This window comes from Arsenicibacter sp. R0_47, from assembly GCF_057652235.1.
Map to the genome: position 1 here is coordinate 1 of NZ_JBYFCJ010000024.1, position 25,309 is coordinate 25,309.

Annotated in this window: 26 protein-coding genes; 15 read left to right on the forward strand and 11 right to left on the reverse strand. The window is 50.3% G+C overall.

The genetic code is table 11. The annotated features are described in order from the left end of the window. Nucleotides 1-176: 176 nt before the first annotated feature. Complete coding sequence (locus tag AC23NW_RS27320; RefSeq protein WP_487453520.1) at nucleotides 177-1,463, forward strand: HlyD family secretion protein; 1,287 nt, start codon at nucleotides 177-179, stop codon at nucleotides 1,461-1,463. Between the two features lie 16 nt (nucleotides 1,464-1,479). Here the strand turns inward: AC23NW_RS27320 and AC23NW_RS27325 are convergent, their stop codons facing one another. The 6 genes from AC23NW_RS27325 to AC23NW_RS27350 form a co-directional block, all read right to left on the reverse strand. Next, on the reverse strand, nucleotides 1,480-2,154 hold the full coding sequence (locus AC23NW_RS27325) for a DUF4230 domain-containing protein (protein WP_487453522.1): 675 nt from the start codon (nucleotides 2,152-2,154) through the stop codon (nucleotides 1,480-1,482). Nucleotides 2,155-2,243: 89 nt separating this feature from the next. After that, nucleotides 2,244-3,818: a ribonuclease Y gene (gene rny / locus AC23NW_RS27330; RefSeq protein WP_487453524.1), complete on the reverse strand. Its 1,575-nt coding sequence runs from the start codon at nucleotides 3,816-3,818 to the stop codon at nucleotides 2,244-2,246. 217 nt (nucleotides 3,819-4,035) lie between these two features. Then, entirely contained in the window at nucleotides 4,036-4,326 is a 291-nt protein-coding gene (locus tag AC23NW_RS27335; protein WP_071505775.1) for a cell division protein ZapA, read from the reverse strand. Nucleotides 4,327-4,385: 59 nt separating this feature from the next. Further along, entirely contained in the window at nucleotides 4,386-4,724 is a 339-nt protein-coding gene (locus tag AC23NW_RS27340; RefSeq protein ID WP_293840055.1) for a hypothetical protein, read from the reverse strand. Nucleotides 4,725-4,825: 101 nt separating this feature from the next. Further along, nucleotides 4,826-7,267: a phenylalanine--tRNA ligase subunit beta gene (gene pheT / locus AC23NW_RS27345; protein ID WP_487453525.1), complete on the reverse strand. Its 2,442-nt coding sequence runs from the start codon at nucleotides 7,265-7,267 to the stop codon at nucleotides 4,826-4,828. A 35-nt stretch (nucleotides 7,268-7,302) separates the two neighbouring features. Next, nucleotides 7,303-7,929 (reverse strand): DUF1684 domain-containing protein, encoded by a 627-nt coding sequence (locus AC23NW_RS27350; protein ID WP_487453526.1) that lies wholly within the window; start codon nucleotides 7,927-7,929, stop codon nucleotides 7,303-7,305. Between the two features lie 81 nt (nucleotides 7,930-8,010). Here AC23NW_RS27350 and AC23NW_RS27355 point away from each other — a divergent pair, with 81 nt between their 5' ends. The 9 genes from AC23NW_RS27355 to AC23NW_RS27395 all read left to right on the forward strand — a co-directional run bounded on the left by AC23NW_RS27355 (nucleotide 8,011) and on the right by AC23NW_RS27395 (nucleotide 15,846). Continuing rightward, nucleotides 8,011-8,403: a sugar 3,4-ketoisomerase gene (locus AC23NW_RS27355; protein ID WP_487453527.1), complete on the forward strand. Its 393-nt coding sequence runs from the start codon at nucleotides 8,011-8,013 to the stop codon at nucleotides 8,401-8,403. Continuing rightward, on the forward strand, nucleotides 8,400-9,491 hold the full coding sequence (locus tag AC23NW_RS27360) for a DegT/DnrJ/EryC1/StrS family aminotransferase (protein ID WP_487453529.1): 1,092 nt from the start codon (nucleotides 8,400-8,402) through the stop codon (nucleotides 9,489-9,491). Before AC23NW_RS27355 ends, AC23NW_RS27360 begins: the two co-directional genes overlap by 4 nt. Beyond that, entirely contained in the window at nucleotides 9,488-10,447 is a 960-nt protein-coding gene (locus tag AC23NW_RS27365) for a glycosyltransferase family 2 protein (RefSeq protein ID WP_487453530.1), read from the forward strand. Before AC23NW_RS27360 ends, AC23NW_RS27365 begins: the two co-directional genes overlap by 4 nt. Continuing rightward, a complete protein-coding gene (locus AC23NW_RS27370; RefSeq protein ID WP_487453531.1) occupies nucleotides 10,444-11,217 on the forward strand; it encodes a class I SAM-dependent methyltransferase in 774 nt (257 codons plus the stop codon). The genes AC23NW_RS27365 and AC23NW_RS27370 overlap by 4 nt, the downstream gene beginning before the upstream one ends. Nucleotides 11,218-11,222: 5 nt before the next feature. Further along, nucleotides 11,223-11,813 (forward strand): riboflavin synthase, encoded by a 591-nt coding sequence (locus AC23NW_RS27375; protein WP_487453533.1) that lies wholly within the window; start codon nucleotides 11,223-11,225, stop codon nucleotides 11,811-11,813. A gap of 108 nt (nucleotides 11,814-11,921) precedes the next feature. Then, nucleotides 11,922-12,716, forward strand: coding sequence for a PASTA domain-containing protein (locus tag AC23NW_RS27380; RefSeq protein ID WP_293840032.1), 795 nt, complete (start codon nucleotides 11,922-11,924; stop codon nucleotides 12,714-12,716). Then, nucleotides 12,713-14,554 (forward strand): T9SS type A sorting domain-containing protein, encoded by a 1,842-nt coding sequence (locus AC23NW_RS27385; RefSeq protein WP_293840030.1) that lies wholly within the window; start codon nucleotides 12,713-12,715, stop codon nucleotides 14,552-14,554. Before AC23NW_RS27380 ends, AC23NW_RS27385 begins: the two co-directional genes overlap by 4 nt. A gap of 8 nt (nucleotides 14,555-14,562) precedes the next feature. Then, nucleotides 14,563-15,519: a DUF4034 domain-containing protein gene (locus AC23NW_RS27390; protein ID WP_487453535.1), complete on the forward strand. Its 957-nt coding sequence runs from the start codon at nucleotides 14,563-14,565 to the stop codon at nucleotides 15,517-15,519. 33 nt (nucleotides 15,520-15,552) lie between these two features. Further along, the gene (locus tag AC23NW_RS27395) at nucleotides 15,553-15,846 is read left to right on the forward strand and encodes a rhodanese-like domain-containing protein (protein WP_487453536.1); all 294 of its coding nucleotides are present in this window, start codon (nucleotides 15,553-15,555) and stop codon (nucleotides 15,844-15,846) included. A 22-nt stretch (nucleotides 15,847-15,868) separates the two neighbouring features. Here AC23NW_RS27395 and miaA read toward each other — a convergent pair whose 3' ends face one another. Then, a complete protein-coding gene (gene miaA / locus AC23NW_RS27400; protein WP_487453537.1) occupies nucleotides 15,869-16,771 on the reverse strand; it encodes a tRNA (adenosine(37)-N6)-dimethylallyltransferase MiaA in 903 nt (300 codons plus the stop codon). Between the two features lie 301 nt (nucleotides 16,772-17,072). On the opposite strand from miaA, the gene AC23NW_RS27405 reads away from it, so the two are divergent. Next, nucleotides 17,073-17,408: a winged helix-turn-helix transcriptional regulator gene (locus tag AC23NW_RS27405; protein ID WP_487453539.1), complete on the forward strand. Its 336-nt coding sequence runs from the start codon at nucleotides 17,073-17,075 to the stop codon at nucleotides 17,406-17,408. A gap of 80 nt (nucleotides 17,409-17,488) precedes the next feature. Next, the gene (locus AC23NW_RS27410) at nucleotides 17,489-18,064 is read left to right on the forward strand and encodes a hypothetical protein (RefSeq protein WP_487453540.1); all 576 of its coding nucleotides are present in this window, start codon (nucleotides 17,489-17,491) and stop codon (nucleotides 18,062-18,064) included. Between the two features lie 33 nt (nucleotides 18,065-18,097). Here AC23NW_RS27410 and AC23NW_RS27415 read toward each other — a convergent pair whose 3' ends face one another. Beyond that, complete coding sequence (locus AC23NW_RS27415) at nucleotides 18,098-18,886, reverse strand: outer membrane beta-barrel protein (RefSeq protein ID WP_487453541.1); 789 nt, start codon at nucleotides 18,884-18,886, stop codon at nucleotides 18,098-18,100. Between the two features lie 208 nt (nucleotides 18,887-19,094). On the opposite strand from AC23NW_RS27415, the gene lysM reads away from it, so the two are divergent. After that, nucleotides 19,095-19,571 carry a peptidoglycan-binding protein LysM gene (gene lysM, locus AC23NW_RS27420; RefSeq protein WP_293834537.1) on the forward strand — a complete coding sequence of 159 codons (477 nt, stop codon included), beginning with the start codon at nucleotides 19,095-19,097 and terminating at the stop codon, nucleotides 19,569-19,571. Between the two features lie 33 nt (nucleotides 19,572-19,604). On the opposite strand, the gene AC23NW_RS27425 is transcribed toward lysM, so the two are convergent. Next, entirely contained in the window at nucleotides 19,605-19,970 is a 366-nt protein-coding gene (locus AC23NW_RS27425; protein WP_487453543.1) for a VOC family protein, read from the reverse strand. A gap of 9 nt (nucleotides 19,971-19,979) precedes the next feature. Continuing rightward, nucleotides 19,980-20,855, reverse strand: a complete 876-nt coding sequence (locus tag AC23NW_RS27430) for a DNA/RNA non-specific endonuclease (protein ID WP_487453544.1) — start codon at nucleotides 20,853-20,855, stop codon at nucleotides 19,980-19,982. A 96-nt stretch (nucleotides 20,856-20,951) separates the two neighbouring features. Between AC23NW_RS27430 and AC23NW_RS27435 the strand changes: the two genes are divergently transcribed. Together AC23NW_RS27435 and AC23NW_RS27440 are read left to right on the forward strand one after the other, a co-directional pair. Further along, a complete protein-coding gene (locus AC23NW_RS27435; protein WP_487453545.1) occupies nucleotides 20,952-23,018 on the forward strand; it encodes a tetratricopeptide repeat protein in 2,067 nt (688 codons plus the stop codon). A gap of 145 nt (nucleotides 23,019-23,163) precedes the next feature. Next, nucleotides 23,164-24,063, forward strand: a complete 900-nt coding sequence (locus AC23NW_RS27440) for a hypothetical protein (protein ID WP_487453547.1) — start codon at nucleotides 23,164-23,166, stop codon at nucleotides 24,061-24,063. Nucleotides 24,064-24,124: 61 nt separating this feature from the next. Here the strand turns inward: AC23NW_RS27440 and AC23NW_RS27445 are convergent, their stop codons facing one another. Further along, entirely contained in the window at nucleotides 24,125-25,192 is a 1,068-nt protein-coding gene (locus AC23NW_RS27445) for a DUF5694 domain-containing protein (RefSeq protein WP_487453548.1), read from the reverse strand. Nucleotides 25,193-25,309: the final 117 nt, after the last annotated feature.

Consider the following 25,309-nt stretch of genomic DNA (forward strand, 5'->3'; position numbering starts at 1 on the left):
GTCATCGTTTTGTAGTTTCGTCACCACAAAAATAGGACATACTGGTTCTTGCCTTTTTTTATGAGAAAGCCCTGATTACCGAAATTGGTACCCATGAAGAGCTCACTACATTGCGCGGTGGATACTACGATCTTGTCCGGAATCAATTAGAACTTGGGATATAAAGCGTAAACAGTATGCCGGTTAATCCATCACCTGTTTCTGAAACAGTACGTGAGTTAGACGAGATTATCACCCGACCACCCAATGCACTGCTTCGATGGGGAATTACGGTGCTTTTTTTGTTACTGGCCGGACTTCTGACCGGTACATGGTTTATTCAGTATCCGGAAGTTATTACGGGAAGTGTAGTCATAACGACACCACGCCCATCGGTACGGGTGATCAGCCGGACTAGCGGTAAGCTGGCACGGCTGCTGGTCAATGATACGTCAACGATCAGACAGGGAGCGTTGTTAGCCGAAATTGAAAATACAACTCATCTGGAAAACGTACCACGGTTGCATCGGCTTACGAATCAGGTGCTGCTGTATTTGCGACACCCCGGAAGTCGGGTAGAGATACCGGATCCCCGCTTAACATTTGGAGACTTACATGCCGAAGTAGTTTTATTATTAAAGCAATTTGATGAATATCAACGGCTTCAGAATGACCGTTATCCGGAGCAGCAAAGGTATGTATTAACCCAACAGATTAATGATTTGAAGCGGCTGATTGTGGTTACTCAAACACAGGCCGCGATTAATAGCCAGGAGTTCGCTAATACGGAGCAGAAATACCTTGCAGATAAAAAGCTATACGACGAAAAAGTGTATGGACGGCTTGAGTTCCTGAAAGAAGAAAACAGTTATCTACAAAAAAAGAAAGAGATTGAAAGCTATCGGCGTACCGCGATTGAAAATTCGCTCGCGTTATCTGATCGGGAAAAGCAACGACAAACACTGACTCATGATATACAGGAAAAACGTAAAGTGCTGGAAAGTAGCATTCGTTTAGCCGTAAGTACAATCAGCAATACGCTTAAAAACTGGCAGCAGAATTACCTGATCACAGCGCCAATAACAGGCCGTATCCGTTATTTGAAGGAGCTGACGCCAAATCAGTATGTGAGGACTAACGATACGCTTTTTACTGTTTCTCCGCAAAATGAGCCCTTGTTGGGATTTGTTACGTTTCCCGTACAAGGCATGGGAAAAGTACGCATAGGTCAACGGGTGATTATTCGGTTGGATAACTATCCGTATCAGGAGTTCGGAACAGTGCCTGCTGTGGTGAGTCAGCTTTTGCCTTCAACCAGCAGAAAACAATATCGGGCGATTGTGACCTTACCCAAGGGGTTAGGGCCGCTCCGGCAATTCTCTTCTGGTTCGCAACCTGAAATGACCGGTACGGCTGACCTGGTAACTGACGATATACGGTTACTGGAACGTTTATTTAATGGCTTCCGGAAATTAATTCAGTGAAGCGGGGTCCAACAACTTATTTACCATCCCCCGCATCCAGCCGCTTGGGTTGGGCCCGGACCTCGTCGTAATGTTGGGTAAACTCCTCCAGTTTACGCTGTTCGGTTTCGGGCAGTTGCAGTTGCCAGCCCATAGAGGTGGCCAACTGATACATCATGTACTGAATCTGATTGTTGGCAATGCGCGGCAGATCGCTCTGCATCGCCCGCTCATTCATCGCTTTTTTGGCCTCGTCCAGAATCCGGGTATAGTCGTCGCTGCTGAAATGGTTCAGCCAACCCGCCCGGATGTCGTAGAACTGATAATCGGTATCAATGGATAGCACTTCCGGCTCGGGGAAGTACTCGATGATCAGCTTTTTCTCACCAGGCTTGTTATTGACATGGTCGATATGCCGGAAACGGACTTTACGAAAATCATACCCCACCAACACTTTCGCCTTCGCAATCAGCATGGCTTTCTTGGGGTCGTTGAACATATACAGAATCGATTTCTGATCCTGATAGTTATAAATCTCGGAAAAATAGCCCTCCGCCATCACCACTTTGAACACCTTTTCAATGCGTTCGAGCAGCAGGGTGACTTCGCTGCGTTTTTCGCGGACAGCGGCCTCTCCGCGCCGTGCACTGGCGATGGCAAAACCGACCCCTGTACCGGTCAGCAGGATTAGAAACGTACTTAAAAAATCCATTGTATGTGGTTTTGCACTAGCCTGTAAACGCAAAAACGGCCCATACACGCTGTTTGAAAAGCCTGTATGGACCGCTAAACTTACTAAACTTACTTTGCGTAAGCAACCGAACGCATTTCCCGGATAACCGTTACTTTGATCTGGCCCGGATACTGCATTTCTTTTTCAATTTTCTGCGAAATATCAAAGGACAGCGTGCTGGCACGTTCGTCGCTAACCCGCTCGGCATCAACCAGAACGCGGAGTTCACGGCCAGCCTGGATAGCATAACACTTCGTGACGCCCTGGAAGTTGGTAGCCAGCTCTTCGAGTTCTTTCAGACGTTTGATGTACGACTCCATCATTTCGCGGCGTGCGCCCGGTCGTGAACCCGACACGGCATCACATACCTGAACGATCGGTGAAATCATGGTGGTCATCTCAATTTCGTCGTGGTGCGCGCCGATGGCGTTGCAGACTTCGGCATTTTCCTTGTATTTCTTGGCGAGTTCCATGCCCAGAATCGCGTGCGGCAACTCTTGTTCTTCGTGCCATACCTTACCGATATCGTGGAGCAGACCGGCCCGTTTTGCCAGTTTGGCGTTCAGGCCCAGTTCCGCCGCCATGGTCGCACACAGTTTCGCCACTTCGCGCGAGTGCTGGAGCAAGTTCTGTCCGTAGCTCGACCGGAAACGCATCCGGCCCACCATCTTAATCAGTTCGGGATGCAGCCCGTGGATTCCCAGGTCAATCACCGTACGTTCGCCGATCTCAACGATTTCGTCCTCAATATTTTTGCGGGTTTTCGCCACAATTTCCTCAATCCGGGCGGGGTGAATCCGGCCATCCTGTACCAGGCGGTGAAGCGACAGACGCGCAATTTCGCGGCGGACAGGGTCAAAGCCCGAAATAATGATGGCCTCTGGTGTATCATCAACGATGATTTCGACGCCGGTAGCGGCTTCGAGGGCCCGGATGTTCCGGCCTTCACGGCCAATGATTTTGCCTTTAACGTCGTCCGATTCGATGTTGAAGACCGATACGCAGTTTTCAATCGCGTGTTCGGTGGCGGTCCGCTGAATCGTTTCGATAACTACTTTCTTGGCTTCTTTGGTCGCCGTCAGTTTAGCTTCTTCAACGATGTTTTTGATATACGAAGCCGCCCGTGAGTCGGCCTCGGCTTTCATATTGCTGATCAGCTGATCGCGGGCCTGTTCGGAGGTCAGATTAGCAATTTTCTCCAGCTGCTCCATCTGCTGAGTCCGCATTTTTTCAACTTCGTCTTTCTTCTTCGTCAGACTCTCCGCTTGTTGGGTTAGCTGATTTTTCTGCTGGTCGAGTTCAGTTTCCCGGCGCTTATTCTGATCCAGCATCTGGTTGAGCTGCTGCTCACGCTGTTTCAGCTTGTTTTCGTTTTGCAGCAAAATCTGCTTTTTCCGGTTACTTTCTTCTTCGAATTCGGCTTTGAGTTTCAGGTACTTTTCTTTGGCCTCCAGAATCCGGTCTTTCTTGATGTTCTCTGCCTGAACTTCGGCATTTTTAACGATTGTGACAGCGCGGTCTTCAGCATCCTGTTGCCGTTTGCTGAGTGCTTTATTTAGTCGTTTTTGCCCGAAATAAAGGCCGATCGCGAGAATCAGCGCATTATCAAGAAGTATGGCGAGCCAAAATGTTGTGTTCTCCATTTGCGCTATGCAATTTAGGTTGAACCATATAGTTAGGTTTACCAAACCGAATCAGCGTAGGGGCGGCCAATAGTCAGAACAGAATGAGTAGAGAGAGATACAGCGTTAATGCGTAAATGAAGGAGTGTTCCGGTAATTAATGCAATTGAGTATAATTCTGTACAACAATAAATTTCTTTATTAAACGGAATGATAATAATTACCTTTTACTCCACTACTATGGCACGAGTGCCGGTGTGATAATCTGATCCAACTGAGTAATGCGATCAACGACCAGCCGCTGCAGCCGTTGCATCTGTTCTTCACCTTTCTGACGGGCAACCAGACAGTCGACGGCAATCATCGCCAGGATGTCCTGCGTATCACGGGCTCCTAATTTGCGGTAGTGTTCAATCCGCTCCTCAAGTATTTTTTCAGCCTTACGAACATAGGCTTCTTCTCCCGGTTGCGATTTCAACCTGTAATCTCTGTCGGCAATTTTTATGCGGATAGATAGCTGGTCTTCCATCGCTTTATAGGCTGCAAAGGCACTGGGTCATATGCTTTTGACGCAGAGCACTTTAAGGTTTATGACATATTACTCAGGTGTTCTATACACCGTTCGATCTCCCGGATATACTCATCAAGTCGTTTTTTGAATTCCGCGCTTGCTGCTGTATCAGCCAGGTTGTTAACTACAATCTTACCAAAATCTTTTGAATTTGGAAAATGCGGTTGTGCACTTGATTGTTTTTTCTGTAACTGTTTTATCTGTTTTTCCTGTTCACGGTTAACCCGCGTCAGGCGTTTGTTTTCGTCTTCCAGATCTTTGATACGTTCCGAAAGCCGTTCTGCATGATCGGCCAATCGGGCAACTTTATGCTCGAACGACTCGACAAATGCAACAAGCTGAACTTCGGTAACCATACAAAGTGTTTTGGAAGTAACGGCAAAAGGTAAGGCAATGATGTGATGAAATTAGCGTAAAACCGTATAATGTCAATTATCACGCCTTACCTGAAGGAAAATTATTTCCGGATAATAGCTCCCAGATCCCGTTCGAATGCGCTCATGAGCCGTTGCATTGTTTTATCAATAACGGCGTCATTTAACGTCTGAGACGGATCCTGAAGCGTGAAGCTGACCGAGTATGATTTCTTACCGGCCTCCAGTTTATCGCCTTCGTATACGTCAAAAACATTTATTGAACGGAGTAACTTTTTTTCTGTCTGGGCGGCAATCCGCTTGATTTCGGCAAAGGTTACAGCCTTGTCGAGCACCAGCGATAAGTCGCGGCGTACTTCCGGGAATTTAGATACCTCTTCATACAGGGCTTTCCCTGAGTACAGTTTTACGAGCGCCTGCCAGTCGAAATCGGCATAAAACACTGGTTGCTTAATGTCTGCCAGCTTCGTTAGTTTCGGATTAACCAGACCAAAACTTACCACAGGCTTTTTGTTGACCAGATACGTCAGACCATACTGGAAAATAGCCGGATCGGCCGGCTGCTGATCAGGTTGCTTGATCCGCAGTGAGCTCAGTACCCGTTGTACCGCCGCCGCCAGATCCTGAAAACTTACCGGCTGACTCTTCTGAATCCAGCTCTCGCCTTGCTGGCTGCCGACAAGGGACAGGCTCAGGCGCGGAGTTTCAATGTACTTCCGGCCGTTGTCGGTATCCTTACGGTGATATACCTTTCCGAACTCAAAAATCTTCAGATCCTTCTGACGGCGGTTCAGGTTATACACCAGCGTTTCAAGCGACGAGAAAAGCATGCTCTGGCGCATTACCGATAATTCTTCGCTCAACGGGTTCAGCAACGTTACATCGGTACCCGGCAGGGTAGACCGGATCGCTTCGTGGTATGAAGGACGGGTCAGGGACAGCGTCAGGGTTTCAACGAAGCCGTTTGAGGCCAGCATGGCACTGATCCGCGACTGTAGCTGATTGCTGTCGATAGCCGGGAACTCCGACAGGGAATCGGCACGGAGGTTGTCGGATAACGGGACGTTTTCGAAACCGTGAATCCGCAGAATTTCTTCGATCACATCGGCCTCACGCGTTACATCAACGCGGTAGGGCGGTACAACGGCAATAAACTGCTCATCGGTTTGCTCATCGGCACGAATATCCAGACTTTCCAGAATCTGGTGAACGCGTTCGCGCTCCAGCTTGATACCAATCAGCCGGTCAATGTTGCGGTAACGCACCAGTACACGGAAATCGGCAATCGGTTCCGGATAAATGTCAGTGATGTCGGAACTGACTACGCCACCGGCTACTTCCTGAATCAACAGGGCTGCCCGTTTCAGCGCAAACACCGGCAGGTTCGGGTCGGTACCACGCTCGAAACGGAAGGCAGCGTCGGTCTTCAGACCATGCAGCTGAACCGTTTTCCGGACACTGGCCGGTGAAAAATACGCTGATTCGAGAAAAATGCGGCTTGTAGCGGCGCTCACGCCGGATGTCGTACCGCCGAATACGCCGGCAATGCACATACCGGCTTCCGCGTCGTTGGCAGAGCCGTTGCAGATCATCAGATCAGTAGCTGCCAGTTTGCGTTCTACACCGTCGAGCGTTACAAACGGGGTTCCCTCCGGCAGGGTTTTCACAACAACCTGACCACCGGTAATCTGATCGGCGTCAAACGCATGTAACGGCTGACCCAGCTCATGGCAGACGTAGTTGGTGACGTCCACAACATTATTAATCGGATTGAGGCCAATGCTGATCAGACGCTTTTTGAGCCAGTCCGGCGATTCGCTGACGGTCAGACCCGAAATGGTCAGTCCGGCGTAACGGGGGCAGGCTTCAGTGGCTTCTACCCGTACGTCAAGCGTCAGATCCGTATTTCCGACGGTAAAATTGTTAACCGATGGCAGCTTCAAGGGGCGGTTCAGCGCGGCTTTCAGGTCGCGGGCAACTCCCCAGTGTGAAGCAGCGTCGACGCGGTTCGGTGTCAGACCGATTACAATCTGGTAATCCGGCTCCAGTCCGAAATAACGGGCGGCCGGAGTACCATTGGGCAGGTCGGTGTCGAGCACCATAATACCGGCGTGTGACTCCCCGAGGCCGATTTCGTCTTCGGCACAGATCATGCCTTCCGAGGCCGATCCGCGGATTTTGGCTTTTTTAATCGTGAACGGTTCACCGCTCGCCGGATAAAGTGTAGCACCAACCAGGGCAACAATTACTTTTTGTCCGGCGCGCACATTTGGCGCACCGCAGACAATATGCAGGGGTTGGCCGGTGCCGGCATCAACCGTAGTGACACTTAATTTATCGGCGTCAGGGTGTTTTTCACACGTCAGCACCTCTCCGACAACAACGCCGGCCAGACCGCCGCGAATTGTTTCAATCGTCTCAATACCTTCTACTTCCAGTCCTGTTCCGGTCAGCCGGCGACCTGTTTCCTCCGGTGATTCAGGCAGATCGATGAACTGTTGCAGCCATTTATACGAAATATTCATGCAAGGACAAATTCAATGAAAAAGCAAAAATAAGATTAATGTTCTACATACCGTTCACCCGCCTTCACCGGAATCGATAATGTATTTTCGGCAGGCGGCAGCGGGCAGGCATAATTCGGGTTGTAGGCACAATACGGATTATAGGCAGCATTAAAGTCGATAATAGCCTGGCTGCCGGTCATTTCGGCAGAAGCAAGGTCAATATACCGGCCGCCCCCATACGTCTCGTGCCCCGAGGTCGCATCTTTAAATAAGATCGAATAATTTTCTTTCTGTTTGACAATCAGTAGTCTATGAATGTCGCCGTTCAGGCTGAAAACCGCATGGGCATATTTCTCATAGACTTCTTCGCTGCCGTCGCTAAGCTGAACAACCATCTTCTGCGTTTTGTCTGCGAACGGTTCGAGCCGTGCTTCTACTCGGTACGTAAGGTCAGCCGGGAAGTAAGATAAACCCTTGAAACCGTTTTTATCCGTGAAGGGTGATTCTGAATTTGTTTTAAAGAAGGAATCTTTTTCGGCGCGTTCGGTTTTAATTTGTTGCGCGTAGGCTTCCGGGGAGATTTCACCCGCCGATGTCTTTGTGTCTTTAATAAGTAAAAAGTACACTAACGCCACTGAAAAGATGCCGATCGTTAGGAAAATTAGGCCTTTTCTTGTCATATTGTGTTGAATTGTGGTCTTTTGAGCAAATATCCGATAAATTTGCTGAGTAATTTTTAATGGGATTTTAATCCGGTTCGTATGCCCAAAGTTTTACAGCTACAAACGTTTTCTTCCGATAAAGGTAATTTAACCGTGTTTGAAAATATCATTCCCGGTGAAATCAAGCGCGTTTTTTACATTTACGGAGCAGGTGATGCTACACGAGCCGGTCACCGGCATGTACGTACATGGTGTGCGCTGATTTGTATTGCCGGTAGTTGCCGGGTGTACTCAAATAACGGTCTGGAAGAAGAAACTTTTATTCTCGACAAACCGGACCAATGCCTGATACTGGAACCACAGGACTGGCATACGATGGACCAATTTTCGGATGATGCTATTTTGCTGGTATTGGCAAATGAGCTTTACGATAAAGAGGACTATATATACGAACCCTATCCGAATACTAAAACACAGCCAGAGCTGGCATGATTCCTTTTCTGGATTTAATGCGTTTAAACGAGCGCTATACTGATGCCCTTCAGCAGGCAACCAATCGTGTTTTACAATCCGGATGGTATATTTTAGGTAAAGAACTGGCCGCTTTTGAAGCGGCCTTTGCTGCTTATTGCCAGACCACCTATGCCATTGGCGTAGCCAACGGACTGGAAGCACTGGTGCTCGTACTGAAAGCCTGGGATTTTCCAGCCGGAAGCGAGGTGCTGGTTGCCTCGAATGCCTATATTGCTTCGATACTGGCGATTACGCAGGCAGGGTTAACACCGGTTCTGGTTGAACCTGATCCCCATACCTATACCCTGGATGCCGGACAGTTGCGGGCTGCGCTGACCCCAAGAACCAGAGCTATCCTGCCCGTTCATTTGTATGGTCGCTGCTGTGATATGGCTGCTATCAATGACGTTGCGCAGGAAGCGGGCCTGCTGGTACTCGAAGATGCGGCACAGGCACATGGTGCCTTATATCAGGGAAAACGGGCCGGAAACTTAGGCGATGCTGCCGGTTTCAGCTTTTACCCGACCAAAAACCTGGGGGCACTGGGTGATGCGGGAGCCATTACCACCAACGATGCGAACCTGGCCGATAAGCTCCTTTACTGGCGGAACTACGGCTCAAAACAAAAGTACGTCAACCAATACAAAGGCCATAACAGCCGTCTGGACGAAATGCAGGCAGTTATCCTGACTGCCAAACTCGCCTTTCTGGAAACAGAAAACAAGTACCGCCGTCAACTGGCCGAACGCTATCTTTCCGATATTAAACACCCTGTTCTGGGTCTGCCGCCAACCGACCGCATTCACGACGATGTCTGGCATTTGTTTGTGGTGACGCATCCGGACCGCGATCGCTTCCGGGCATACCTGCTGGAAAAGGGCATCCAGACAGACATACACTATCCGACACCGCCGCACCGGCAGGAGGCCTATCCGGAATTCAGGCAGCTAAGCCTGCCTGTTGCCGATAAGCTGCATCAGGAAGTTATAAGTTTGCCCCTGAATCCGGCCCTGACAGAAGCCCAGCAGGCTTACATAATCGGAATCATTAATCAGGCCCCCGTATGAAGCCATACCTGAGTGTGGTTATTCCCGTGTATAAAAGCGAAACCACCATCCGGCGGCTGGTCGAACAGCTACAGGTCTGGCTGGCTCAGCTGACATTTGAAGTGGTGCTGGTAAACGACGGCAGCCCTGATAACTCCGAAACGGTATGTCGTAGCCTGGCCGCAGAGTTTGCGAATGTGCAGTTTGCCTCACTACGGCGGAATTTCGGGGAGTTTAATGCCGTTCTGTGCGGATTGACGCTGGCAAACGGCGATTTTGCCGTGATCATCGACGATGATTTTCAGAACCCGCCTGAGGCTATTCTGACGCTGCTGGCAACGGCAGAACAGACAGGTGCGGATGTGGTCTACAGCCGGTATGCCGAAAAAAAGCATGCGCTCTACCGGAACCTGGGCAGTCAGTTTCTGAACTACTGCACTACGTGGCTACTGGATAAACCCAAAGACCTGTACCTGTCGAGTTTTAAACTGGTCCGGCGCGAGGTTATTGATGAAATCACAACGTATAACGGCCCTTATCCCTACATCGACGGACTGATTTTCCGCGTAACCCGATCTGTGACGAGTGTGGTGGTACCGCATCACGCCCGTGAGGAAGGCCAGTCGAACTACACGTGGCGTAAACTCATTTCCCTGACACTGAACGTCTTTTTCGGCTATTCTGTATTGCCGCTCCGGTTGCTGCTGGGGCTGGGAGCGGGCATTTTCGGAGTATCCGTATTGCTTGGCTTACTCCTGGTTATCGGTGGGCTGACCGGCTGGCTGGCAGTACCCGCCTGGCTGATTGTCATCTGGGTTGTGTTGTTCCTGGCGGGTTGCCAGCTGATTGTGCTCGGCATTCTGGGCGAATACCTGGGCAAACTGTTTCTGGCGCATAGCGGCCAGCCGCCGTTTGTCATTAAATATCATCTCAACGGCAGCGGCCGGGAGCCTAAGCCAAAACACGGAGAAAATTGATCGGACGTAGTGAAGAGTACGAAAAAATGTTTCGGCTCGAAGAACAATTGTGGTGGTACCGCATTCTGCACGAAGGTGTGTTAACCGCCATTCAGAAGCGGTTCGGCGACCGGCGCGACATCCGGATTTTTGATGCGGGCTGCGGAACCGGCGGGCTGCTGCATTTTCTGAAAAAACAGGGATATACACAGCTTCAGGGTGTAGACGGTTCGGCCGATGGCGTGGCGTTTTGCCGGGAGCGGGCACTGAACGTTGATCTGCTCGACCTGACCCAGCTTGAATCCTACCAGCCTGCCGAAACGATCGGTCAGTTTGATGTGGTGGTTTGTGACGATGTGTTCTGCTACTTTGATGACCATCAGCTTACCAAACTGATCCGGGAACTGGGCAAACGGCTGAAACCGGATGGTTTGCTGATCTCGAATAACAATGCCTTTACTGTGTTTTGGGGAAGTCATGACCTCGCTGTCGGGAGTAAACGACGGTTTGTCCGGCAGGATTTCGACCGCTTATTGCCCGGAACCGGAGTAACCATTCAGTTTTCAACGTACTGGAGCTTATTTTTGTCGCCGTTAATTCTGGCCATCCGGCAAATGCAGGCCCTGAAACTACGTCTGGGGGCACAACCGGAAGCGCAGGGGTCCGATGTTTACATGCCTGGCGAATGGATCAATAACGTGCTGTATGGGCTGGTCCGGTTCGAACGGGCGGTGCTGCCCCGAACGCCTTTCGGCAGTTCGTTGTTCCTGGTATTAACGAAGACAAACTAACCATTATGTTTACAGGTATTGTTGAAACCACCGGCCTTGTTGAAGCCATTGAGGCCGAAGGATCTAATCTTACATTTACACTCTCGGCACCGATTGCCCATGAACTGACAGTTGATCAGAGCGTGAGCCATAACGGCGTGTGCCTGACGGTAACGGGCATCGCGGGAGACCGGTATACCGTAACGGCGGTTGATGAAACACTAAAAAAAACAAATCTCGGCCATCTTAAAGTGGGTGACCGCGTCAATCTGGAACGGTGTATGCCGGCCAACGGGCGGTTCGACGGGCACATTGTACAGGGCCATGTTGATCAGACCGGGGTTTGTACGCAGGTGCAGGATATGGACGGCAGCTGGCTGTTCGATTTTCAGTATGATCCCGGACAGGGGAATGTGACCGTTGAAAAAGGCTCGATCTGCATCAACGGGGTCAGTCTGACCGTTTTTAATTCAGGCGACGACCGTTTTCGGGTCACCATCATTCCGTATACCTTCGAACATACGACGTTCCGTGACCTGAAAGCGGGGGATGTTATTAACCTTGAGTTCGATATTGTCGGTAAGTACATCAAAAAAATGCTGGCGGGGTATCGGTAAGCCAAGCCAATCCACTAATTTTGTCTATAGTTCTGGTTATAACTGAGGTGATCGGGCCGGAACGCAGTCACTTTTAACGTAACAAATTAAAACTCCCTCCGTTTCTGAATGGCTAAAATCAGCACCAGTAGCAAATCCGACCTGCTGATTCATATTGGCATTATCGTAGCCCTTTTGTTAGTATTATTCCTTGGCTTTTTTCTGGTTTACCTGCCCTTTTCAACCAACCACGGGGAAACAATCACGGTGCCTGACTTGTCAAAAATGTCGGTTGATGAGCTGGAAACCATGCTGGAAGACCGGAATCTCCGGTACGTAGTCAACGACTGTACGTTCGTTGCCGGACAGGAACCACTGACCGTACATGCGCAGTACCCGAAAGCCGGGGCGAAGGTAAAGGAGGGCCGGAAAATTTACCTGACCATCAACAAGCGGGTGGCTCCGACGGTGCCGATGCCGAAACTGGTTGACCTGACCTTCCGCAGTGCTGAATTATCGTTACAATCCGTAGGGCTTGTGGTCGGAGAAAAGCGGTATGTACCGGACCTGGCCAAAAACTCCGTACTCCGGCAGTTTTATAACGGACAGGAAATTCAGCCGGGAATGCCGGTGCCGAAAGGATCAAAAATTGATCTCGAAGTCGGCGACGGGTTAGGAAATACAAAATTTGAGGTTCCCAACGTTGTAGGTATGCCACTCGACGAAGCGATCAATGTCATAAAAGGATCGAACCTGCGGGTTGGCACGAAAATTTCTGTTGATGATCCGGAAAAAGAAGTCGGTACGGTGATTAAACAGCGGCCGGCCGCCAATTCGGGCGAACGCATACGGGTGGGTGAAACAATTGACCTGTGGGTTGTAGGGCCGGTTGAAGAATCCCAAGAAGAGTCTCCTGACCAATGATCGAACATTTATCGCATTCTGCTTTTGTCATTAACCTTGTCCGCCGCTGGGCCGGACAAGGTTTCTTTGTTTGTTTATTCGCGGTAGCGACCACACTGTCTCACGCACAAACATCCGGACAAGTTGTCCAGCTTCCTTTTTTTGATGACTTCTCAACCGTCGTCAACAACCGCCCCGACCCGAAACTCTGGCAATCAAGCAGTGTCTACATCAATAATACGATGGGCATTAACCACCCTTCTGTGAATGTAGCCACCTTCGACGGGCTGGCTCCCAACGGGTTGCCGTACACGCTGACCGACCGGTTTGCGGCGGGCAGCAATGACACGCTCCAATCCCAGCCAATCAACCTGGGCGGGCTGGCACCTGCCGATTCGGTTTATCTTAGCTTTTACTGGCAGATCCGCGGGTTAGGTGAACTGCCCGACGAAGATGATACGCTGAAACTGGAAATGCGGAATAATCTGGGCGTCTGGGAAACAGTATGGTATCAGTATGGCGGCCGTCCCGATAATAACTTCCGGCAGGCGTTTGTCAGCATCCGGGCCACCAAATTTCTGTATGGCACGTTTCAGTTCCGGTTCCGCGCCATCGGCCGGTCATCAGGCGCGTACGATACCTGGAACATTGATTACATTTACCTGAACAGCAAACGGTCATTGACCGACCGGTATATCCGCGATATTGCCACACGACAGGCGGTAGGTCCTTCGTTTCTGAAACGATATACTGCCATGCCGCTGAATCAGTACCTGATCAACCCGGCAGCGGAGACCGCCGACTCAATCCGGACAGATATTGTCAACCTGTTCAATAACTTCAACTTTACCAGCTTCCGGTTCACCACCCGTGAGCTGGTTACCGGCCGGTTGATTCAGGATACGCAGACGCAGTCAAAACTGATTCCTTCGCTGAACTCGCAGGTGCTGAGTGCACGGCTGACACCGGTCACCGGTACGTTTCCGGCGGGCAGGGTTGTCCTGAAACATACCTTTGACGTACTGACCACCGATGATCAGAACCCGTCGATTCCAACGGTGAACCTGCGCCGAAATGACACTATTTCGGGGGTTACGGTACTGGATAATTATTACGCGTATGATGACGGCAGCGCCGAAAGTGCTACCCAGATCGGCCGGCTGGAACGCTGGGCCGTCCGGTTTGTGCTGAACAAGGCAGACCTCATGTCCGGCGTTTACGCCTACATTATGCCGTTTAACGTTGATCAGACGGGACAGCAGTTTACCATTCGTGTCTATGCCAATGATAAGGGCAAGCCTGGTACAGAACTTTACTACAAAACATTCGCGATGCAGTATCCGCCGGCGCGGAACGGGTTTGTTGAGTTTAAATTTGACCGGCAGGTGGCGTTAACCGATACGTTTTTCGTCGGCTATCAGCAGATCAGTGAAGATGAACTGTCTAAACTCCGGCTGGGTCTGGATAAAAACAGTCCCTTTGGATCGGAGCTTTTCTACCGCGCCGGACCGGGCACCGACTGGATACAAAACCTGAAAACACCGCAGCTGGCGCTTACCGGTGCGTTTATGATCCGCCCGATTATGGGGGGGAAAGGCGCTGAGGTTGTACTGGCCAATCCGGAAGAAGAAACGGACGAAATGAAGGTATATCCGAATCCGACATCCGGCCGGATTGCCTGGAAACATCCGGCTATTAAAAAGCTGGAACTATTCGACCTGAACGGCCGGTCAATCCATGTGATTACACCCGCATCCGGACAGCAAACGGCCGATTTGCCGGGCCTTCCGACGGGTATGTATCTGATCCGGATGAGTAACAGCCAGCGGTCAGTTGTGCAGCGGCTGTTGATTAACTAATCGTAACTATGTCATTTTTTAAGCGCCTTTTTTCGCCGAAGGCAGTGTCGGTTCCTAAATCAGATCAACCCGACAATACACTCGGTTTTGAACAGCTGCCCTTGTTTACCGGTATGCTGACAGCAGGGGATTTTCCGGCGCTGGAAGACGCGTATCAGGCAGCTCCCTGGCACGAGCAGGCGCTGATTACCGAAGGGCTCGTGAATCAGCTTGCATCATCTGCTGCACCGCTGGAAACCTGGATTGCCCGCCGGCCTGCTGCCCACCTGCCGTTTTTACTGACAGGGATGATTCTGACCAAAGAAGCCTGGGACGCACGGAGTTCAAAACTCGCAAAAGATGTAAGTCTTGAGCAGACAAAAGCGTTTGTTGATTTACTGAACAGTGCCCGGGCCGCTTTTCTGGGCGCGATTGAACGCAACGGAAGCGATCCGCAATGCTTTTCGCGGATGTTGCCGGTGCTGATGGGTCTGGAAGAAGAGGAGGAAGTGCTGATGACTTATTTTGAGCAGGCGAAAGCGCTCGTTCCTGATCATCTGGGAGCCCATATGGCCATGCTGAATGCCCTGACCCCGAAATGGGGAGGCAGTATCGGACAAATGGACCATTTTCTGGCAACCTGCTGTGATGTCAAAACATGGCCGCTGCTGACCGGTGTTCATCTGTCGGCCATGCTGGAAAAGTGGATACAACTCAATTTTGACGGGCAGGAAGAAGCCTTCCGGACCTATTTTGATGACGAGTCCCGTAAGGCGGCTGTGTTGTCGCTCTATAAGGCGTATAAAGACCCGCAGGATGCCGGGCTGCAAACATACATTGTCCGGAACTATTTTGCCTTGCTGCTCATTAGAACCGGAGAAAAGGCCCTTGCGCGGCAGGAAATTAAAAACCTGGAAGGGCGTATGACGATGCTGCCGTGGAAACTCGTAGGCATACATAATTACACCACGCTCAGCCGGCTGTAAGGAAAATCAATCAGACAATTTACGATACAGATTATGGATATTTCAGTTAGCGAATTAAAAGACCGGCTCGAAAAAGGGGAGAAGCTGAATTTCTTCGACGTCCGCGAACCAAACGAATACGCAGAAGATAACCTGGGAGCAACCCTGATCCCGCTCGGCGAACTGCCTTATCGTATTGATGAACTGGACGGGCTTCAGGATGAAGAAGTGATTGTCCATTGCCGTTCGGGAGCCCGCAGCGGCCGTGCCCAGCAGCTGCTCGAAGAGAATGGCTTTAACAACGTCCGTAACGTGACGGGTGGTATTCTGGCCTATCGTGCTCTGTAAATGATCTTCCGCAGCACAGCGCTTACAGGCGCTGCGCTGCGACCCATTGAAGCAGGCCGTCAAGGTCGTCGGCAGCAAACCAGGTATAATTTCCCTGATGTCTGAACCAGGTCAGCTGGCGTTTGGCATACCGCCGTGAATTCCGTTTCAGCAGCTCGACCATGGTGCTGTAATCATAGGCCCCGTCGAGGTACTCGAACACCTCTTTATAACCTACTGTTTGCAGGGCGTTATGTTGGCGGTAAGCTGCAAGCGACCGGACTTCATCGACCAGGCCTGCTGCCAGCATCTGATCCATTCGCTGGTCGATACGCCGGTAAAGTTCTTCACGCGGGCGTTCGAGGGCGCAGTAAATCGTTGTGAAGGGCCGGTCCTTAACTGACCGTTGCCGGAACGATGAATAGGGCTTACCGGTTGTCAGACAAACTTCCAGGGCACGGACAACCCGCTGCCAGTTCTGCATGTCAGCTTCTCCGGCATAGTCCGGGTCCAGCGCCGTGAGCTGAGCCTGTAAGGCCGGTAATCCCTCTGTTTCCAGCCGTTGCATGAGTGTATCTCGGGTCGTACTATCCGGCAGCGGAATGTCATCCAGACCGGAGCAAAGTGCCTGAATGTATAAGCCGGTGCCACCGGTAACGACAACAATATCGTGCCGCCGGAAAAGACCGCTAAGCAACGCCAGCGCTTCCCGCTCAAACTGCCCGGCGCTGACAAGCTCTGTTACCGAATGGGAGTCAATAAAATGATGGGGGACACCACCCATTTCGTCGGCCGTTGGTTTCGCCGTTCCGATCGATAGTTCCCGGTAAAGCTGGCGTGAGTCAGCAGAAATTATTTCAGTCTGTAAATTCCGGGCTACCTGTACACAGAAATTTGTTTTTCCGACCGCAGTTGGTCCGGCAATAACTAATAGGGTTTTATTCACGAATAATAAAATAAGCGACTTATCGGTTACAAACGGGTGCGTATATTGATTAGGGTGTTTTTCACGCTAAAATACACTTTTTTGAGCCTGGATAGCATTTTTAGACTAGTTGGCAATCACGAATTACCATTAAATTTATTTTATAAAAATAAAAATAAGGTAACATTTGTTGGGCCATCTGAAAGTATTTAGGTATTTTTGGGAAATGTCGAAAATAAGTAGCTACCTTTGCTGTTGAGGTTACAAATGCCTACAAGTCAGTAAGTTACCTACCCTGGGGTTAGAAAAAAATAAAGTTTACATGAAGGAGAATATTTCTCAGCAGCTAATGAATGAGCACGAGATTCGTGTATTGCGGAAAACGCTTGAAGTAATCTGTGGTAAATGGAGACTTTTCATTTTATTACATCTGAACGACCAGACCCGCCGTTATGGTGAGCTTCGTAAGTCCATTCCGGACGTGAGCGAGAAGGTTTTGATTCAGGAACTGAAAGCACTTATTGAGATAGGCGTTGTTGAAAAACAATCCTACAATGAAGTACCGCCGCGTGTGGAGTACCGCCTGACACAGAAAGGGTTAACTGTTTTGCCACAGCTACTGAAACTGCGTGATATCGGCGAAATATTTATGAATTAACCCGTTCGGGTACTCCCTTTTCAACTAATTTGATTGCCGTTGCGTTCTACAGGAAGTGTAGAACCAACGGCTTTTATTTTATGCGGAAAATGTGCCATACGTTACGAATTATTACCGGTCTTTGCCTGCTGACTATAGTCGTGGCAGGTAAGGATGTGATTCGTTCGGAGCGCGGGCCGTTTTCACGATCGCTGACGTTTGGAGGTTACCGTTTTCAGATTGATGCTTCAGCCGGAGATACAAAACGTTTATTACAGATACATGCTGTAAGGGGAAACACTTTGCTGACCGCTTTTCATCTGCCGATTGACCGGCCGGTTATTGATGCCCATGTGGCGGATCTGGATGCAAATCACTTTCCTGAGCTATATATTTTCCTGAGCAGCGATGGCAGCGGTTCGTTCGGACGGGTCATGGCCTGGCAGTTTCTGAGCCAGCGGAAGGCAGAAATCAGGTCGGAGGGTTGGCAACTGAACGACGCCGCCTATATGGGCCACGACAGCCTCTGGATTGAGGAGGGGGTATTATGCCGCCGCTTTCCGGTTTATCGCCCCGGTGATGCCAATGCGCAGCCATCAGGCGGGATGCGTACGATCCGGTACCGGCTTCAGGTTGCCGGAGAACAGTTTTTACTTAAGCCTAAAGGAAAAGAATGAGCCTGCCGGAGCGGACAGGCTCATAAAGAGGGGTTAAAACAACTGATAACCGACCGTCAGTGTGGCAATTCCGAGATAACCGGTAATGCCCTTGTCGTTATATACACCACCTACCGGAACAGCGTAACGCAGATCAACCTCCAGTTTAGGCACCGGATTGATACCTACCCCGGCTTCCAAGGCAACCGTAAATGGTTTTACCTGAAGAATCCCGGCATCACTGCTGAGCAGATCCGTTGTCCGTTCGGTTGATACAGGTATGGTCGGAACACCGATCGAGGCGTTGCCATTGACCTGACCGGTAATTTTCTGTTTACCTTCTGCTTTTGCCACAAAAATGAAGTTAGGCCCGGCAAAGACCCGCACTTTCTGATTCGCAAATCGTTTACCGATCAGAATCGGTACGTTTACCGAATTTAGGCTTGATTCTGAATCGCTGTGCAGCGTACCCGTCACCAGACCATTCGGAATCTGTACCGGTAATTGTTGCCGGGCAAGTACGGCCAATGCGTTAACATCCAGGGTCAGGTCCGTCTTTTGTTTTAATACGAACCGGTTATACGTTACTTCGGCCTGTAAAAAGATATTACCGAAGTCCTGGCGACCCCAAATACCGGCCGAATAGCCTACCCCAATCCCGTTATTCTTGTTATTGATTTCAGGAATCTGAAGACCGGTTGAAATAGGCTGGGCCGGAATATTGGTAGCCCCGTGGGTAAACGTTCCGCCGGCTTTTACGCCAAAAACTCGTTGTGCCTGCGCAGGGGCCTGGGTTAGAAGGCCACCGATCAATAAGCAGGGAATCCAAAAAAAGCTTTTCATAAGTACTAAATTTGCCTTGGTAGGTAATAACAGGTTTTCTATAATAGAGATTTTGTTAACTTATTGAATAGCCCAATGACGAAGCTACGGTAAATCATGTGTCATACGCTAAAAAAGCCTGATTCTGTGTACAGATGATGATTGACTTTTGATAGCCTTTTTACATTTTTGCTTCAGTTAACCAGGTATTCACTTAAATAAACAACGTATGGGTCTGCTCAATTTCTTTAAAGGCGTAGGCGAAAAAATCTTTAATAAGGAACACGAGGCACCGGCAGCCGAACCGGCAAAGCAAGCCGAGGTTGAGCCACTGCGCGCCAGTGCACTGCTGGCACACGTAAAGCAGTTAGGTCTTCCGTACAATAAGCTGACTATCAAAACCAAAGGCGATACTGTTACGCTGGAAGGCGAAGTAAAGTCCAATGAAGATGCCGAGAAGATCGCGCTGGCCGTTGGGAATGTGGAAGGCGTTCATGTGGTCGATAACCAGCTGGATGTTGCCGAACCGGAGCAGCCAAAAGGTCAGTTCCATACAGTGGAGTCAGGCGATACGCTGTCGGCCATTGCCAAGAAAGTATACGGTGATCCAATGAAATACGGTATCATTTTCGAAGCAAATAAACCGATGCTGAAAAGTCCGGACCTGATTTATCCGGGTCAGGTGCTGCGGATTCCGCAGTTATAAAAAAACGGGCCGGCTGAAACCGGCCCGTTTTTTTTACCTTTGCTGAAAGTGCGGGTTTTCAATAATACCCAGCAGATTTCCCATGGGGTCCTTAACAACGGCTACCTTGATGCCGCCGCCCACATCCTGTACCGGTTCATGCTCAGTCGCTCCCATATCCAGTAATTGTTTCCACATCGCGTCAATATCACTGACGCCCCAGTAGGCAACCGGGGTACCGATACCCGGCGCTAAATCCGGGTCGAGGCCCAGTTCAAATCCTCCGACGGAAAAACCGACATAAAACGGCTCGTCAAAATAAGGAGCAGCGCCGAGCACCTGCGTATACCACGCTTTGGCTTTCTCCAGGTCAGGGGCTGCATAAATGGTGGTCCGGAGACCAAGAAATCCGCTCATCATTGTATTGGTTTACAGGTTTGCGTCAACGCGTGCTTCCAGTATGCGCTGTACATCTTTAGGGACGGCCGACAGAAAGTCGTAACCGGTCTTTTTTTCAAGTTCTTTAATGCTGGTCAGGTAAGCTGTCCAGGGTTTGTCAGCTGCTGTTTGCCGGTTGGGAATGCTGACGGCAATAACACGGGTGTTGGTCGAAATCCGGTTAATATCGTCTGAACCAACGGGCAGCACAACGATGATTTTCCACAGTGTGGCCGGTACGGTTAGTTTACCGCCGGCGATTGTGGAGGTTTGTCCGCCTTCACCTGTTCCGCCCGTCCCGTCGGTACCGGCAATGATGTATAATTCGTTTCCGGCGCTGACCAGCTGACGGGAATAATCCTCCAGGTTTTTCCAGACTTCACGGTTATGACGGGGGGCTTCCGGCACGATGTTTGTCATCTGGAAGGTAGCGCTGTTGTCATCGGCCGATCCGTCGCGGTCGTCCGACGGGCAGAGGTGTCCACGGTCAAAGCCGGAATTTGTGTAATCCGATGTCTTAACCGCATACCAACCTGATGGTAAAGCAGGATCGGGCCTGAAGTCATTACCCCGTTTGCTATCTCCCTTCCAGGCCGTGCTCAGGTGCCAGCTTACCCAGTTGGCAATGGCCCGCTTCCGGTTATACGACAGGGTGTATGCTGACTTAGTAATGAGGTAGTTATCGGGATCTGCGCTGCCGGCCTGACTCGGGTTACCGAGGGCAAGATTATCGTCCCGGGTTGGTGAGGTATTATTTACAGTTGTTCGGGGAGCGCCGGGTAAACAACCGTGCAGCGACGCCGATAAAACGATGAAAAGACAAAACGTTGACCAACGCATCAGGTAATCTGTTGACTTTCTAAGCATACTTCGTGAACTTTACGATGGAATTAACCGGACTTAGTAAAAATGGCACTCCGGAGCCCGAAATTTTTGTAAAATAACTGTATTTATACTTTTTGTATGTCGAAAAAAAAACAACCGGCAGCGCCCAAGCCTACCATACAGGCTGCACAGAGTAGCCGACCTGCCAATACGGGCGGGCGCGCGGTTACGCCGACCCCAACACCTCCAAGACCAGTATCCCGACCACAAATAAGCTCCAGCCGGTCTAACCGTACTGTTTCGACATCGGTTGAGTTACCTATTGAGAAAAGACCGGTAACGTGGTGGCCTCCGCTGATTCTGGCAATCGTCGGTTTCGTACTATACATTAACACATTCGGCCACGGATATGCACTTGACGACATCGCGGCGATCAGCCAGAACCTGTTCGTTAAATCAGGCCTGAAAGGGATTCCTGACCTGTTGCGTACGGAATTCTGGCACTTCAGCAATATCTCCCTTGGTTATTACCGGCCGTTATCCCTGATTACGTTTGCCATTGAGCAGGAGTATTTTAAGGATAATCCGGGGATCAGTCACCAGATCAATACCGGCTTATATGCGCTGACCGGCCTGGTGCTCGGCATTCTGCTCCAGAAATGGCTGGTATCGCCTAAATCATCGGATGTCAGCGGGGCCAAACGTCAGTCTGAAGTCCTGATGGCGTTCCTGATTGGCCTGATTTTCATGGCTCATCCGATTCATACCGAGATTGTTGCCAACATCAAAGGCCGCGATGAGGTGCTGAGCTTTCTGTTTATCTCACTGATGCTGCTGGCCCATTTCCGTTACCTGGAAACAAAACAGTGGGGCTGGATTGTGGCTGCCGGTATTTCATTGTATCTGGCATTCCTCTCAAAAGAATCGTCTATCGTAAGTTTGGGCCTTGTTCCGGCTCAGCAATACTGGTTTGCCCGCCGTAATGTCATCCAGTCACTGGCTGGTTTATGGCCGTTCCTGATTGTAGCAGCCCTGTTCTTCTATCAGAAAAAAGTAATGATCGGTACCCTGAGCGGTACACCGCCGGTCGACTGGGCCAACTACCCGTACGCTATCGAAAAAACACAGGGAGCCACTACCTTTAAGTTCCTGATGTATTATCTCAAACTGCTGGTACTGCCCCATCCGCTGGTGTATGACTATTCATACAACGTAATTCCGTCGGGCCGTGGTGGTGACCTTCTCGTATGGCTGGGCTTCCTGTCATTCCTGGCACTGGTATGGCTGGCGTGGAAAGGCTTCATGAAACGCACGTTGTGGGGTTTTGGTCTGTTCTGGTTCTTCGTAACGATGGCACCGGGCTTAGGCTTTATCTTCATGCGGGGTGGTATCCTTGCCGAACGTTTCCTGTATGCGGCTGTTATGGGCTTTGCGTTTGTGGCCGTATGGGGTCTGCAGAAACTCCTGGTAAAAGAGCAGCCGGCCGGCGATGAGGTGGCTAAAAAGCCGTTTCTTGTTCAATACGCGCCATTGGTTGCCCTGCTGGCGGTAGTTGCCGGTTTGTATTCGTTCAAAACAGTTGAGCGGAACCGCGACTGGAAAAACAACTTCGTGCTCTTTAATTCAGCCTTACCGTATGCACCGAGCAGTTGCCAGGTACAGCGTCACGTGGCTAACGAGTGGATTGAAAAAGGGGTGAAAGACCGCGCGAAGATTGACTCCGTAGCGGCTATCGTTAACAATCAGACTAAACTGGACTCAGTTCTGAAACTGATGAAAGGCAAAACCCGGGATGTGGCGATCCGCGAAGCACAGGCGCTGGTAGATACCAACCAGAAATGGGCTAATCAACACGCTCGCTGGGCACTTGATCACCTGAAGGAAGCAACGCAGATCTACCCTGGTTTCGGGGAAGCCTTCTTCTCAATGGCGTATGTATTCCAGAGAATTACGCCAAACCGCGACTCGGCTGTTTATTATTACAAACAAACGATCCGTGCCGCCAATGCCTATGCACCGGCTTATAACAACCTTGGGGTAATTTACCAGAATGAAGGTAAGTTACAGCTGGCATCGTACTACTACAACCGGTCGATGCAGGTGAACCCGGCTTATCAGGATGGTAAAAACAACCATGCAAACCTGAAACGCCAGACAGGTGTCGATGTTACATTCCTGCCGGATTCCGTGTTAACAAAGAACTAGGAAAAACTGCTTTTACCGGAGCGCAACAGACCTTGTCTGTTGCGCTTTTTTTTATAAAAATGCCCTTTCGCTCATTTTTTTGAGGTAAATAACAATAATTGCCTGAAAGTGTTATATTTACGATGTACAGACATCCAGTCGGCCTATGAAGAAAATCCTTTACATTCTGCTATTATCGGGATTCGCCTTGCCGGGACAGGGACAGAGTACGTCGGATTACTTTCCGGCACAACAACGCGGACATATTTACGAGAAACTAGTCGCTAAATATGCTCCACGGACAGATGAGTGGTATATCGGCACGGAGAGCTTCATCCGTACGGATCGGAGCAGCATTACCAATACATTCGGAGGCATCCTTTCTCCCCGCAGCTTCAGCAAAATAGGCTGGGGTTTGCATATCGGCTATACGTATCAGCAAAAATGGGCGATTGAAGGCGGTTTCGTCAGTTCGCCGGTACACAATACATTTGTTATCAACCGCCATCCGTTTCCGATCAGCCTTCGCTACGACAGCGATAAGTTCAACTTTATGGTGCGTGGCAAACGCCTGCTGCTGCCAACCAGCAAAGTCGGGCTCCGGTCGGGTCTGTGGGTCACGGCTGATATGTGGCTGATGCCGAACCGGGGCCGGTCGGTAGACCGTTTTCTGGTAGATGGACTGCGCTACCGCGATTTTCAGACCTCACCCGATACGGTTATTATCCGGAGTATAACGAATACAAATCTGCGCCCGACGGCTACCTTTCAGTTGGGTCTGGAGTACAACGCGCGTCTGAGCGATCAGTGGTATGTCAGTGTCTATGGCCGCAGAGCTTGGGGAGCCGGTAATGCGGTAACAACCGATATGACGTATCTCGACAATGGCCGGTCAACACAAACGTCGCTGGTGAAGGGCGACGGACAGGGCTACAGTTTCGGGGTTTCGCTGCGGTTTGTGTATGCCCAGCGCTATGCGCCGCTGAACAATATTTTTAAACTGAAGGGCAATACACCCCGTAAAAAAGGAATCGCTTTCGCAGACACGAAAAGCGAGGGGATATAAATATATTATCTGACAAGGTGGCACGGCTTCTTATCCGCTAAGAAAGCCGTGCCTTTTTAGTTTACTGGTTATTCAGGGACTTTACCGTCACGTTTGGCATACCGGCCAGAATGTCGAGCATAATCCGGCGGTGATTGGCGCCCACCGCTACCACTACCCGTTTTGCTCCGGCTTCGCGTGCCCGGTTTACAATGTTGCGGCACATGCCTTCGTTGCGCAGTTGCCAGAAGTGCAGCATCTCACTTACTTCCTTAGCCGGATAGCCGGGAACACTGAGCATATATTTACCCCCGTAAAAATTTGCCAGGTGCAGAAATTCGTCGCCTTCCGGTGTGTTCAGGTACTCGGTTAAGCGCCCCTGCTTGCCGATTTCGGTTTCTTTCTTGTCCAGTTCCATATAGCGGCTCATCATTTTTTTGTAGCCGGCAATCGTTGCACTGTTGGTATCCAACGCCGTCAGGCCTTTCTCAAACCGGCGGAAAAGGGAGTCCGATTTATCCCAGGCTTTATCCCATGGCGTATTGTAGGTCTGGCAATCCATAGGCGTCATTTTCTGAATTCCAAGCTGCTGAGCGGCCGGATAGAAGATGGTTGTATACTCGCTGTTGGCACGCAGGCCGAGGGTTTTAAGGGAATCAACCGGCCCAAGTATCTTAGTGCAGGCTGCCAGCTCTTCAGGGCCTAAAACCGGTTTCGCTTTATTGATCAGGTAAAGCTGGTAATTGGCATTACCGAAATCATGCTTGTAGAACAGGGCATGGGCGAGCTTCATCCGGTCCTGATGGAAGTTGGGGTATTTGGCCAGAAGCGCATACTGTTTTTTAATGAAGGCGTCCAGGTTTTTCGGTGCCGGATAGCCCGCCTTTTTCAGGGTATTCATGATTTTGTCGATCCCTTTCTGATTCCAGTAATCGGTCAATACATCATAATCGGCGGGAGAGAGAGTTTCCGAAAACATCAGGTCAGGCTTATAACCTACCACAGTAGAGATGACCGGATCAAATTTTTCGTACTCAGTATAATAGCTGTGTGAGGTGCCAATGAGAAAGACCTCAACCGGTTGGGTTGACTGAGCGAATGAAAGCAGGGCGGAGGCACTCAGAAGCAGGGTAATGATGAGCGTTTTCATGGTCGTTTCGTTTAATTCGTTGTGCGTTGATGCTGTAAAGTTGCACTGGCCACGCCGCCCGCAACGAATCCATTCGACCAACCCGCCCGCCACGTCGGCTAACCCGCCAATAAAACG